The organism is Chromatiaceae bacterium (assembly GCA_016714645.1).
In the GTDB taxonomy this organism is placed as follows: domain Bacteria; phylum Pseudomonadota; class Gammaproteobacteria; order Chromatiales; family Chromatiaceae; genus M0108.
In genome coordinates, this window is record JADKCI010000001.1 from 855,862 (window position 1) to 869,440 (window position 13,579).

6 protein-coding genes and 3 pseudogenes are annotated in these 13,579 nt (G+C 62.8%); 5 read left to right on the forward strand and 4 right to left on the reverse strand.

Annotation, left to right across the window (positions count from 1 at the left end; all coding sequences use genetic code 11):
- Positions 1-26: 26 nt before the first annotated feature.
- Together IPN92_03940 and IPN92_03945 are read right to left on the reverse strand one after the other, a co-directional pair.
- A complete protein-coding gene (locus IPN92_03940) occupies positions 27-476 on the reverse strand; it encodes a copper chaperone PCu(A)C (protein ID MBK8637460.1) in 450 nt (149 codons plus the stop codon).
- Positions 477-528: 52 nt separating this feature from the next.
- A complete protein-coding gene (locus tag IPN92_03945) occupies positions 529-1,038 on the reverse strand; it encodes an SCO family protein (GenBank protein ID MBK8637461.1) in 510 nt (169 codons plus the stop codon).
- Between the two features lie 219 nt (positions 1,039-1,257).
- Here IPN92_03945 and IPN92_03950 point away from each other — a divergent pair, with 219 nt between their 5' ends.
- Complete coding sequence (locus IPN92_03950; protein MBK8637462.1) at positions 1,258-2,940, forward strand: PAS domain S-box protein; 1,683 nt, start codon at positions 1,258-1,260, stop codon at positions 2,938-2,940.
- Here IPN92_03950 and IPN92_03955 read toward each other — a convergent pair.
- Positions 2,884-3,066, reverse strand: a pseudogene (locus IPN92_03955) (helix-turn-helix domain-containing protein). The gene IPN92_03950 and the pseudogene IPN92_03955 overlap by 57 nt on opposite strands.
- A gap of 96 nt (positions 3,067-3,162) precedes the next feature.
- Positions 3,163-3,516 (reverse strand): annotated as a pseudogene (locus tag IPN92_03960) (response regulator transcription factor).
- Between the two features lie 1,268 nt (positions 3,517-4,784).
- Here IPN92_03960 and IPN92_03965 point away from each other — a divergent pair.
- The 4 genes and pseudogenes from IPN92_03965 (at position 4,785) to rfbH (ending at position 13,575) form a co-directional block, all read left to right on the forward strand.
- Complete coding sequence (locus tag IPN92_03965; GenBank protein MBK8637463.1) at positions 4,785-9,710, forward strand: multicopper oxidase domain-containing protein; 4,926 nt, start codon at positions 4,785-4,787, stop codon at positions 9,708-9,710.
- A 644-nt stretch (positions 9,711-10,354) separates the two neighbouring features.
- Positions 10,355-11,333: pseudogene (locus IPN92_03970) on the forward strand (IS481 family transposase).
- Between the two features lie 125 nt (positions 11,334-11,458).
- The gene (gene rfbF, locus IPN92_03975; protein ID MBK8637464.1) at positions 11,459-12,238 is read left to right on the forward strand and encodes a glucose-1-phosphate cytidylyltransferase; all 780 of its coding nucleotides are present in this window, start codon (positions 11,459-11,461) and stop codon (positions 12,236-12,238) included.
- Between the two features lie 8 nt (positions 12,239-12,246).
- Complete coding sequence (gene rfbH / locus IPN92_03980) at positions 12,247-13,575, forward strand: lipopolysaccharide biosynthesis protein RfbH (protein ID MBK8637465.1); 1,329 nt, start codon at positions 12,247-12,249, stop codon at positions 13,573-13,575.
- Positions 13,576-13,579: the final 4 nt, after the last annotated feature.

Sequence of the window (13,579 nt, forward strand, 5' to 3'; positions counted from 1 at the left end):
TTCCTCGTGTTATCAGGTATTGGAAACTAGTGCGCCTTGGGCGCCATCTCGATCTTACGGACCGGCGCCATGATGTGCTCCTTGGTACCGTTGTCGAAGAGCAGGTTCATATGCACCTCCTTGCCCGGCTCCAGGTTCTCCTTGAGGCCGATGAGCATGACATGGAGCCCACCGGGCTTGAGGGCCACGGTCTGACCGGCAGGGATGGCGATTTTGTCGATCTTACGCATCTTCATCATCCCGTCCTCGTTGACATGGGTGTGGAGTTCCACGACCCCGGCGGCCGTGCTCTCGGCGCCGACCAGGGCGCGATCCTGCTTAGAGGCGTTCGCCAGGGTCATGAAGACGGCGCTGTTGGGTTGGCCCGGGGGGACCGCCCGGGCGTAGGGGTCACCGACGGTGATCTCCGCCGCCTGTGCCCCCAGGGTAAGGGTGGCCAGGAAGGCCGCGGCGAGGAAGGCTGAGGTTCTATTCATTAGGACGGGTCTCCGTGGGGTGGGTGTGAAGGGATTGCCAACCAAGGGGTGGTCACTCTTTGGCCAGCAGACCCCGGATGAACGCCAGCATTTCCGTCGCTGGCGTGGCGTGCGGAAAAGTATGCACCCAGCGGCCCTGGGCATCCACCACATAGGTATCGGCTGAGTGGTCCACAAGATAGGCCATGGCCGAATCGGCCTGCGCCACCCGCCGGTAAATCGCGCCATAGAGCTCCGCGGCCCGCGCCACCTGCTCGGGGTTGCCGGTGACACCCAGGATATTGGGGTGGAAGTAGGCGGCATACTGGGCCAGTCGCTGGAGATCATCGCGCTCCGGATCGACACTGACAAACAGACCCCGTACCCGCTCCCGTTCCTTGGGCGTCATGTCCTTCAGTGCCCTGGCAATCATGGCGAGATTGGTCGGGCAGATATCCGGGCAGAGGGTGTAGCCGAAATAAATCAGCACCACCTGGCCGCGCAGGCTGGCCAGGTCCACCGGACCACTGGCCGCCTCCAGGGTGAAATCCCCGCCCTGGGGGGCCACCGTCGCCGGCTTCATGCCCTCCTGAAGTCGGCAGTGTTCGAGATCCTTGGCCTCGGGCCGGGCGCAGAATTCACACAGGACGCGGTCGGGAGGGGGCTGACCGGCATCGGGGTCCGGCGGGTCCGCGGCCGCCCAGGCCATGCCCCCTAGCATCAACACCGTCACCAGCCCCCACCGCCTTGGCCCTTTTGGATTCATTACTTCAACCGCCTGTGATCGGGATTTAACCTAACGGTGGCGAACTCAGTCCCCCATCCGTCGCTCTGCGCCATCTGTCTCCGCCAAATGCTGCGCTTGCGTCTGGGCGCCCTGGCCGGGCAGGCCTTGGCCTATGGCTGGGTGCATACCCAACTCGGCATCATCCTGCCGATCGGCCCCTTGCTCATCATCGGCCTGGGGTTGCTCGGCTACAGCCTCTGGCTCCTCCGTCGGTCGCACACCCCGTCCGGGACCCGGTCCTGCTCTCTGGCGCGCGAGGCGGTGATCGATCTCGCCAGCCTTGCGGTCAGCCTCTACCTGACCGGGGGCGCGCACAACCCCCTCATCATCCTGCTGCTGCTACCGGTCATCGTGGCGGCGGCGACCCTCCAGCCCAGACTCATCTGGCTGGTCAGCTCCCTGGCGGCGGCCGCCTACACGGTCCTGATGGTATTTCACTGGCCTTTCCCGGTCTCCCATGTCCATCATCACGATTCCAGCGACTTCGATCTCCATGTGCAAGGCATGTGGTGTGCCTTTCTGCTCAGCGTGGTCCTGATCGCCTACTTCGTCGCCCAACTGGGCGCCAACCTTCGCGACCGCGACCAGGAACTGGCCCAGGTGCGGGAGGAGGCCCTGGTGGAAAACTCCCCCACCGGCATCCTCATGATGCGTCAGGGCCGGTTGTGCCTGGTGAATCCTCGCCTCGCCGAGATCCTGGGCAGTTCCCGTGACGAGGTACTCGGGACCGAGGCCCTGACCCTGATCCATCCCGAGGACCGGGAGCGGGTGGCGCACGCCCTCCGGGGGGCTGGCCCCAGCCCCATCCCGGAGATCGAATGCCGGCTGCTCACCCGGTCCGGTCTCCCGCGCTGGGTAGTCCTACGGCACGCCCCCATCCAAAGCCGGGGCGAGACCCTGACCCTGGTCACTCTCCAGGATCTCACCGAACGCAAGCGGCTGGAAGAGGAGCTGCGCGACCTCTCGGCACGCCTGCTGCGGGCCCAGGAGGAGGAGCGCCGGCGCGTGGCGCGTGACCTCCACGATGGCCCCTGCCAGACCCTGACCGCCGTCCGCCTGTCCCTGGAGGCCTGGCTGCTCCAACAACCGGCCATCGAACGCCGGTCCTCCATGCCGCCCCTAGGGCAATGGGTGCCGACCCTGCGCGAAGTGGCCGACGAGTTGAGGCGCATCGCCACCGACCTGCGCCCCGCCATGCTGGATGATCTGGGGCTGCTCGCGACCCTCCGCTGGTTCCTGGGCCGTTTCGCCAAGCTTCATCCCGGCCTGAGGGTGCGACACCACCTCGCGGTGCCCGAGGCCGACATCCCCCCGGCCCTCAAGACCCCAATCTTCCGCATCCTCCAGGAGGCCTGCGCCAACGCCGCCAGACACAGCCAGGGCCAGTTGGTCCGGGTGAACCTGCGGCTGGATGCGGGCTGGCTCCGCCTGCGGATCAGCGACGATGGCCTCGGCGCCTCCGCCCACCCCGGCTGGATGGCGGACCGGGGTCCGGGCCTGGGCCTGGGCTCCATGCGCGAGCGGGCCGCCCTCTCGGGTGGCGAGTTGCGCATCCGCGCCCGCGGTGGCGCGGGGACGCGGGTCGAGGCGAGCTGGCCCTTGGGGTTTCCGGGCCAAGGAACAGACCAGGCCGCGCTCGATGGCGTAGGCGGTGAGCCCGGAGATGTTCGTCACCCCGATCTTGTGCATCAGGCTTGAGCGATGCTTCTCCACGGTCTTGATGCTGATGCAGAGACAGGCGGCAATCTCACGACTGCGATAACCCTCCGCCACCAGTTTCAGGACCTCCTGTTCCCGCCGCGAGAGGGTGGTGCCATTCACCATGCCGGCCCCTGGCACCCTCCCGTTCGCCACCGCCGTCGCCCGGAGTTCGGCGACCGCCTGGCACAGATGGCGGGTCCCCCGGGCGACGCTGCGCACCCCCGTCGTCAGTTCATCGCCGCTGGAGTCCTTGGTCAGGAAGCCATCAGCCCCAGCGCGCAGCGCGCCCTCCACATATTCCAGGTCGCCATGTACCGTCAGAATCACCACCCGTGCCCCCGGCGCCACCCGTTTGATGTCCTGGATCGCCTCCAGCCCGTTCATGCGGGGCATGGAAATATCCAGTAAGACGACGTCAGGCCTCAGGTCACGGGCGCGGCTAATGGCCTCCCGGCCGTCTCCTGCCTCGCCAACCACCCGGAAATCGGCCTGGGCATCCAGAATGGCCCGCAAACCCTCGCGCAGGATGCGGTGATCCTCCACCACCAAGATTCGCGTCTCCTTTCCAATCATGACTCTGCCTCAGTATCGTTGACCCGCTTACCCGCTCCGTCACCCGGCAACCCTAACCGCCCCTGTCCCGCCCATTTACCATTGGATGGGTTCCGCCCGTGCCGGCTCAATGACAATTCGCACCGATGCGAGCCCATTATGGGGGTTTTCACCCATATACCGGATAGTCCGACCATGGAACGATATTATTAAGGATGGTCTAAGAAAAGTTTCGCCCAAGACCTCCTGTTCCGCCGAAAGACTCCTTCCTCCTCCGCGAGCGAGCGTTAAAAATGCATAAATATGTCTGTCCACCTGGGGAAACCAGGAACCGCCACCCTAAGTCCTCACTATTTAAACAAATTATTCTAGCGTCCCTGTTGGGGATGGGCCTGGGCATTGGCGTGAGTGTCGCCAGCACCGGCCCGGATCAGCCGATTCTCACCAAGTCCGGCCAACGGGCAGCCATCCAGGCCGCCGGCGCCGCCGTCCGCCAAGGCAGCCTGGCCGCGCAAGCCCCAGCCTTGTCCTCCGCCATGACCGCCGGCGCCATGCCCGCGACGGCCCCAACTTCCCCGATTGACCAGACCAAGGTCCCCCACTACTTTGGGCCCTTCCCGAACTGGGCGAACAGCCCCCTGACCCTGCCTTCCGTTGAAGTATTGATCACCGGCGCGGGCGCCGGGGCCACCGCCATGGCCACCGTGGGCGCGCGGGGCGAGGTCATTGGCCTTGCCATCACGAATCCCGGCGAAGGCTATTGTACGGGTACTGATCTTAGCGTCTGTGGAGCGACCGTAGCGATCAACGGTGCCGGTAGCGGTGCCACGGCGACCGCCACCGTCACACGTACCGAAGCCGTTCTTGGCATTGATGTCACCGCCGCGGGCCAGGGTTATACCGCGCCGTTAGTCAATATCACTGGCGGCGGCCCCGGTGGTGCCGATCCCGTCACGCCGGCGACGGCCACCGCTTATGGTGGTGTCTATTCGATCCCGGTTACCAGTGGCGGAAGTGGCTACACCTTCCCCTCGGTGTACGTTGATTTCCCCGATGGCGCCGACGGGGTCGCGGCCCAAGCTCACCCCATCTGTGATAACGATGCGAACGCCGCCTGCGGTACCGCGGGGCCTGGAACGATTACCTCGATCGTAGTCGATCAGGTGGGATCCGGGTATTCCTTCCCGCCCAATATCAATATCATGGACGGTACCCTCTTCGACCCGATTCGCAACGATCCCGGCACCGGCGCGGCCGCCACCTCCACCCTCCTCATTCAGACCCTCGCCATGGATACCTTTGGCGCCGGTTATCGGACGGACCCGACCGTCACCATCACCGATTCGGCGGGCGGCACCGGCACGGGCGCCACCGCCACGGCCCGCATCGACAAGGGTGGCGTGACCGGTATCGCCCTGGTTACCCCCGGCTCCGGCTATATCACCGCCGGTGGCATCAAGAAGTTCCAGGACACCTTGCCGAAACTCTGCAATCCCGCCGTTGCAGGTGACTGCGCCGCGGCCGCCAACAATCTCGGGCAGTTCCTCCCCCTGGGGGTGCCCGACACCACGACCTTCGGGCCAACCACCTCCCTCAATGGCCACTCGATCCCCGCCTCGGATTACTATGTCGTCGCCCTGGTGGAATACCGTAAGCGGTTGAGTTCCTCCCTGCCCGCCACCGGCACCCTGATCCGTGGCTATGTCCAGCTCAAGACCGACGCCCAAACCGGCGCTGGCGTACCCCTCGTGGGTCCGGATGGTCCCATCCTGATGCCAAACGGTAGCCAAGCCGTCGGCGTCACCGAGCCCCAATGGCTCGGGCCGGTGATTGCCGCGACCAAGGATAAGCCGGTGCGCATCACCTTTTATAACCTCTTGCCCAAAGGCAGTGGGGGCGACCTTTTCTTACCCGTTGACTCCACCCTCTATGGCGCCGGCATCATCGACGCCTGGGAACCCGAGAACGATGGCACCGTCCTGGACGAGGTGCGCAACCCCTACTGCACCCAGGAACCCAAGGACGACGCCATCTGCTTTAAGGACAACCGCGCCACCTTGCACCTGCACGGCGGTCTGAGCCCCTGGATCAGTGACGGCACCCCGGATCAATGGATCACCCCCGCCGCCGAGCCCACCACCTACCCCGAAGGGGCTAGCGTTGCCGATGTGCCGGACATGGCGCCTCCCCCCGCCGGCGTCCCCAATTGCTCGGGTGACCGGGATGGTTGCATGAACTTCTACTACACCAACCAGCAGTCCGCCCGGTTTATGTTCTACCATGACCATGCCTGGGGCATCACCCGCCTCAACGTCTATGCGGGCGAGGCCGCCGGCTACCTGATCTCCGACCCCGTCGAGCAGGCCCTGGTCAGCAACGGCACTATTCCCGCCGACCAGATCCCCCTTGTCATCCAGGACCGCACCTTTGTCCCCCAACCCATCCAGCTCTCCGAGCAGGACCCAACCTGGGACTACACCCGTTGGGGTAGCTATGGCGACTTCTGGTATCACCACGTCTATATGACCGCCCAGAATCCCGGCGACGCCGGTGGCATGAGCGGCTTTGGCCGGTGGATGTATGGGCCCTGGTTCTGGCCGCCCGCCGATCCCCCTTACGGACCCATCGCCAATCCCTACTTCAACAAGGACCCCGCCACCAACTTTACGACGGACCTGGCGGTTCCTTGCAACATTGAAGACCCCAGCACCTGGCAATACCAGGTCGATCCCTTCTGCGAGCCGGTCTTGATCCCGGGTACGCCGAACATCGCCGCCGGCATGGAGCAGTTCAACGATACCCCCATCGTCAACGGCACCCTCTACCCCACCGTTACGCTGGAGCCGAAGTCCTATCGCCTGCGCATCCTCAACGCGGCCAATGACCGTTTCTGGAACCTGCAGTGGTACATAGCCGACCCCACGACCGCCAGCACTGACATCAATGGCGTGGGAGCGCCCATTGGCGGCACCGAGGTGGCCCTCAACCCCATCGAACTGGCCGCCGCCCAGCTCGACCCCGTGGTCTTCCCGACGCCCGTCCAAGGCGCCGCCACGGCGGGTCCCGACTGGATCGCCATCGGTAACGAGGGTGGTTTCCTGCCGGCCCCAGCGGTCGTGGACGGTCAGCAGTTCACCACCTGGATCACGGACCCCACGCGCTTTGATGTGGGTCTCGTGGATCTTCACTCCCTGCTGGTTGCCCCGGCCGAGCGCGCCGACGTGATCGTGGACTTCTCGGCTTTCGCGGGCAAGACCCTGATCCTTTACAACGACGCCCCCGCCGCCTTCCCGGCCCGTGTTCCCAGCTATGACTATTACACCGGCGCCCCGGACCTCGCCCCGGTCGGTGTACCGCCCATCCTGCCGGGTTACGGACCCAACACCCGCACCATCATGCAGGTCAAGGTCGCAGGTACTCCCCAACCTGCCTTTGACCTGAATAAGTTGAAGAAGGCCTTCGCCCATAAGGCGGATGGCAGCGGTGCCTTCGAGTCGGCCCAGCACCCGATCATCGTCGGGCAAAGTGCTTATAACTCGGCCTACGGCACCAAATTCTACGCCTCCGGCGACTGCAACGGTCCTGGCAACACCAGCGTCGTGTGTGACGGAATACTGCGAATCGACGAACAAGGCGGGACCAAGTTCGGGTTCAACGCGCTTACCAGCACGGTGAATCCGACGACGGGCAGGCCCACGTCTAAGCTGGAGGTCATGATCGAGCCCAAGGGCATCCACGACGAGATGAACTCGGCGGCCTTTGATGAGTTTGGTCGCATGTCCGCCAACATGGGTCTGGAGATCGTCCCGGCTACCCCGGCCCTGCAGAACATCGTCCTCTACCCCTACGTCAACCCGCAGACCGAGCTCATCAACGGCACTAACCTGCCCTCCGTCATGGACGTTACGCCCATCTCGGTGGCCAGCGACGGTACCCAGATCTGGAAGATCACCCACAACGGTGTGGATACCCACCCCCTGCACTTCCACCTTTACGATGTGCAGTTGCTCAACCGGGTCGCCTGGGACAACATCATTACCCCCAACGATCCCACCGAGATGGGCTGGAAGGAAACCGTGCGGGTCAGCCCGCTTCAGGACACCATCGTCGCCCTGCGGCCGGTGCTCCCGGAGTTGCCCTTCGAGTTGCCTAACAGCATCCGCCTGCTCAACCCCATGACCCCGCCCGGCAGCCCCTATGGCTTCAACAGCATAGACGCCCAAGGCAATCCGACAGCGCTGCTTACCAATAAGCTCGTCAACTTCGGTTGGGAATACGTCTGGCACTGCCACATCCTGAGCCATGAAGAGATGGATATGATGCGGCCCCAGTCCGCCGTCATCCCGCCGATTGCCCCGTCCAATTTGGTATCTGCCCTCGTCAACAATAACAGGCGGGTGCGAGTGACCTGGCGAGACAACTCCATCACCGAGACGTCCTTTACGTTGCAGCGCTCGGCGAATGGCACCACCTGGAGCAACGTCGGCACGTCGCAATCACCCCTTGATCAACCCAACACCAAGGGGGGGACACGTTCGATCACCGACACCAACACCTACAATGCTTCGGTACCCGTACAGTACCGGGTCGTAGCCAATAACTTGGTAGGCGCAGGTGGGCAGTTCATGAGCATGACCGCTCAGTCGGTGTCAGAAACGATCAGCGTGGGCGGAACAATTCCAAACGCGCCGACGAATCTGGTAACGACCCCGACCCAAACCCAGCCGCCCAAGGTCACGCTGTCATTCACGGATAACGCCACCAATGAGACTGGCTTCGTCGTCGAAAGGTCTTCTGACAATGGCGTAACCTTCACCCAGCTCACCAACCTGGCCGCCAATATTGTCACCTACATTGATACCACGGTGAAGAGAGGTGTCACCTACATCTACCGGGTAGCGGCGGAGAATGTGGCAGGGAAGTCGGCTTATGCGACTTCGGCACCTCCGGTAACCATCATGACGTTCCCGATGGCACCGGCGAACGTCTTAGCCTATCGGACCAGTGCGACGGCCATGACTATCATGTGGACCGATGCGTCGAACAACGAGACGAGCTTCCAGCGACAAATCTCCAATAACGGCGGGAGTAGCTGGATCACGTTCGGGGGAAGCGTAGCGCGGGATGCTGCCCAGTCAGCGGCAACGGGAGAGGTGCTGACGGGGGCCACGGGCATCAACGGCACCACTAACTCCCTGTTCCGAGTATTGGCGACCAATGCCGTAGGCTCAACATCCTCGGCAACCATTAGAATGGACAATGCGGTCGCCCCGGCGGCACCCGGGAATGTGGCGGCCAGTTGCACCCAGGTCGGTACGACAGCCAATGCAAGCTGCACGGTGAGCTGGACTGATATGTCCAATAACAATACTGGATTCATGGTACAGCGGGCTAGTGACGCCGGATTCACCATGGACGTGGCGAATCTCACGCCGGCCCCAGGGGCGAACAGTGTCACGGGGACCTTTGGGAGTCTGCCGCGCTTCACGGCATGGTATTTCCGGGTGCAGGCTGTGAACAATTCTGCGACACCGACCTCTGCCTGGGTAAATGCGACACCCTTCCCGGTGCCCGGGGCGGACCCTTCGTTATTGCCTGCTGCCCCCACCAATGTATCCGCATATCGAACCAGTGCGACGGCCATGACTATCATGTGGACCGATGCGTCGAACAACGAGACGAGCTTCCAGCGACAAATCTCCAATAACGGCGGCAGTAGCTGGATCACCTTCGGTGGCACAGTGGCGCGGGATGCTGCCCAGTCAGCGGCAACGGGAGAGGTGCTGACGGGGGCCACGGGCATCAACGCCACGACCAATGCCCTCTTCCGAGTATTGGCGATCAATGCCGAGGGTTCCAGGGCTTCGGCGACCGTGAGCATGAACAACACGGTAGCACCTGCGGCGCCTAGCAACGTGGCAGTAAACTGCATCAGGATCGGTACAACTGAGACGGCGAACTGTACCTTGACATGGACCGATGAATCCAATAGCAACACTGGATTCACAGTGCAGCGGGCAAGCGACGCAGGATTCACCACGGACGTTGCCAATCTTTCGCCGACCCCAGGGGCTAACAGTGTCACGGGGACATTTAGTAGCCTCTCGCGTAACACGGGCTGGTATTTCCAGATCCGGGCGTTTAATGACTCGGCTACACCTAATTCGGCATGGGTTGTCGCGAGTCCGTCGCCAGTTCCTACGCCGATCAATTAGGGAGGTAGATGAGTAATGGGTTGCGGCTTTACCGCAACCCAGCAAGATATTTCATCCGGCAATGTAGGTTTGTTGGCGCGGAGTTCAGAGAGATCGGGGATCTTGGTATCTTCATTGAGTCCAGATCAAGAAAACCTACCATATCCTACTAGTTCATTGCCCCGTCCTTATAGGACGGGTTTTTTTTGGAGTGGGGAGTTGCCTTTGTCGATGATGTGAATCCCTTTACCTAGAATAGAATAAGGGGCTTGACAATTGATTTTCTAGTGTGCAATCATATCAATTAATGCAGCTAAAATAATAACTCCCGAGAGATTAACTTATTTTTTGATTATCGTGGTTTAATGGATGGGGTCCACCTCAAAAAGCGAATATCCAGGATCGCACATGAAATCCAAGAATCAGTCTCTTGACGGCATCGTTAACAATGCCCTCCGCATAATGCATGAGCGGACATTGCTAGCTGTCCCGCCCCGGATGATTATATCCCCCGGAAGAGTTACCCTCTCTTCCTAGCCCGGGAGGTGCTGGAGGAGCTCGCCGCCGGGGGAGACGCAGGGAGCCCTGAGGGCGAGCGCAGTCTCCCCCGGCGGCGGCACGCCGTCCCGGGGGTCGCCGAACCGTCACGATGCCAGAGATCGCCCATGCAGCTTCGCCTTCACAAGAACGCCCGTACCACCCCCGCCATGCGCCGGGAGCTGCGCGCGTCGACGCTGCCGATCGCCGAGTTGGCGCGCCGCTCTGGGTTGAGCAAGCCGACCGTGCGCAAGTGGCGCCGCCGCGAGGACAGCGCCGACCGCTCCCATACCCCGCACCGCTTGCAGACGACCCTGAGCGCCCCGCAGGAGGCGATCGTGGTGGCGCTGCGCCGAACGCTGCTGCTGCCCTTGGACGACCTCTTGGCGGTGACGCGCGAATTCGTCTGCGCGGGCGTTTCGCGCTCGGGACTCGACCGCTGCTTGCGCCGCCACGGAGTCTCCGACTTGAAGGTCCTGCTGCCGCGCGAGGAGACCGCCAAGGCCGCGCCCAAGCCGTTCAAGGACTACGCGCCCGGGTTCGTGCCTGTCGACGTGAAATATCTGCCGCAGATGCCCGACGAGGACAGCCGCCGCTACCTCTTCGCCGCCATCGACCGCGCCACCCGCTGGGTCTACGTCGAGGTCCTCCCGGAGAAGTCCGCCGCCGGCGCCCAGGGTTTCCTCGAGCGTCTCCTCGCCGCCGCTCCCTTCAAGATCGCCAAGCTCCTCACCGACAACGGCAAGGAGTTTACCGTCCGCTTCTGCGCCGCCGGCGAACGCGGAGCCGACGGGCAGGCACCCGTTCGACAGGGTCTGTGCCGCGCACCGCATCGAGCACCGGCTCATCAAGCCCGCCCACCCGCAGACCAACGGCATGATCGAACGCTTCAACGGGCGCATCGGCGAGGTGCTCGCGACCCGCCGCTTCCGCTCCGGGGAGCATCTCGAAGACACCCTGATCCGCTATGTCGCCACCTACAACGCCCATATCCCGCAACGCGCCCTCGACCATCTCAGCCTCGTCGAGGCACTACGGAAACGGCAGGAAAAGCGACCGGAGCTGTTCGTTTTCGAGATAAACAATCTCCCGGGGCTTGACAGCTAGCAAAACACGGCAAGCCTTGCGCGACGATCCTGATGATCCTCGCCAAAACCTACCCAAACACCAACTCTAACCCCAACCAAATATCCAAAAAAATTAAAACCTAAAACCTGAAGCTTAAAATCCACATGAAATCCGTGATCCTAGCCGGCGGTCTCGGCACCCGTTTCGCCGAAGAGACCGACCTCAAACCAAAGCCCATGATCGATATCGGTGGCAAGCCGATTCTCTGGCATATCATGAAGATCTACTCCGCCCACGGCATCAACGACTTTATCGTCTGCTGCGGCTACAAGGGCTACATGATCAAGGAGTATTTCGCCAACTATTTCCTGCACATGTCCGATGTGACCTTCAACCTGCGCACCCACAGCATGGAAGTGCATGAGCAGCACGCCGAGCCCTGGCGCGTCACCCTCGTGGACACCGGCGAGCAGACCATGACCGGCGGTCGCCTCAAGCGCGTGCAGCCCTATCTCAACGGCGAAGACTTTTGCTTTACCTACGGCGACGGCGTCTGCGATGTCGATATCAGCGCCCTGATTGCTTTCCACAAAGGCCATGGCAGGCTCGCCACCCTGACGGCCACCCAACCCCCCGGCCGTTTCGGCTCGCTCAATCTGGAGCACGACAGCATTGCCAGCTTCCAGGAGAAGCCTCAAGGCGATGGCGCCTGGATCAACGGCGGCTTCTTCGTCCTCTCGCCGAAGGTTATCGACTACATCGACGACGACGCGACCATTTGGGAGCGCGAGCCCATGGAGCGTCTGGCCGATGAAGGCCAGTTCGCCGCCTTCCGCCACGACGGCTTCTGGCAGCCCATGGACACCCTGCGCGACAAGCTGCAACTCGAACACCTCTGGCGAAGCGGTAAGGCCCCCTGGAAGACCTGGAGCGACAGCGTATGACCGACCCGATGACCACCAAATCCGCCCTGCGTCAGGACGTCCTCGCCAAGGTCCGCGCCTTCCACGCGGCGGGCCAAGCCGAGCGCACCGCCTTTCGCCCCGGCCAAGACCCAGTCCACTATGCCGGCCGCGTCCACGACGCCGATGAGTTGATGACCCTCGTCGACTCCTCGCTCGACTTCTGGCTCACCGCCGGGCGTTTCACCGAAGAATTCGAGACCGGTCTCGCCGACTTCCTCGGCATCGAGACCCTTCTGACTGTTAATTCAGGCTCCTCGGCCAACCTAGTCGCCTTCTCGACCCTGACCAGCCCCAAGCTGGGCGAGCGGCGCATCCGCCCCGGCGACGAAGTCATCACCGTCGCCGCCGGCTTTCCGACCACGGTCAATCCGATTATTCAAAACGGCGCCGTCCCGGTCTTCGTCGACGTCCAGCTCGGCACCTACACCCCGACCCTCGACGCCATCCAAGCCGCCATCGGCCCCAAAACCAAGGCCGTCATGATGGCCCACACCATGGGCGTACCCTTCGAGCTGCGCGAGCTGCGCGACCTGTGCGATCGCCACCACCTCTGGCTGATCGAAGACAACTGCGACGCCCTCGGTAGCCGCTACGACGGCCAATACACCGGCACCTTTGGCCATCTCGCCACCCTGAGTTTCTACCCCGCCCACCACATCACCATGGGCGAAGGCGGGGCGGTCCTCACTAACTTCGACGAACTCGCCCGCATCGCCCGCAGCTTCCGCGACTGGGGCCGCGACTGCTACTGCTCCGGCGGCGAGAACAACACCTGCGGCAAGCGCTTCAGCCAACAATTCGGCACCTTGCCCCATGGCTACGACCACAAATACGTCTACAGTCACATCGGCTACAACCTCAAGATCACCGACATGCAGGCCGCCGTCGGCTGCGCCCAACTGCGCAAACTGCCCCGCTTCATCGACGACCGCCAACGCAACCATGCCCGCCTCGCCGCCGGTCTTGCGAGACACGCCGACAAGCTCATCCTGCACACAGCACCACCCAAGGCCGATCCCTCCTGGTTCGGCTACGTGATCACCGTCCGTCCCGACTCGACCGTCACCCGCGCCGATCTCGTCGGCGCCCTGGAAGCCGCCCGCATCGAGACCCGCAACCTCTTCTGCGGCAACCTCCTGCGCCACCCGGCCTACCAAAACATCAGCCACCGCGTCGTCGGCACCCTCGACAACACGGACATCATCACCACCAACACCTTTTTCATTGGCGTCTATCCGGGCCTTAGCGACCCGATGATCGATCACATCTTGGCCGTCTTTGACGGAGTTTTACAAAGCTTAAAACCTAAAACTTAAAACC

Excerpts from the sequence above, each read along its gene's own strand:
- IPN92_03940 (MBK8637460.1), bottom strand. The coding sequence starts at position 476 with ATGAATAGAACCTCAGCCTTCCTCGCCGCGGCCTTCCTGGCCACCCTT.
- IPN92_03945 (MBK8637461.1), bottom strand. The coding sequence starts at position 1,038 with ATGAAGCCGGCGACGGTGGCCCCCCAGGGCGGGGATTTCACCCTGGAG.
- IPN92_03965 (MBK8637463.1), top strand. The coding sequence starts at position 4,785 with ATGGATACCTTTGGCGCCGGTTATCGGACGGACCCGACCGTCACCATC.
- rfbF (MBK8637464.1), top strand. The coding sequence starts at position 11,459 with ATGAAATCCGTGATCCTAGCCGGCGGTCTCGGCACCCGTTTCGCCGAA.
- rfbH (MBK8637465.1), top strand. The coding sequence starts at position 12,247 with ATGACCACCAAATCCGCCCTGCGTCAGGACGTCCTCGCCAAGGTCCGC.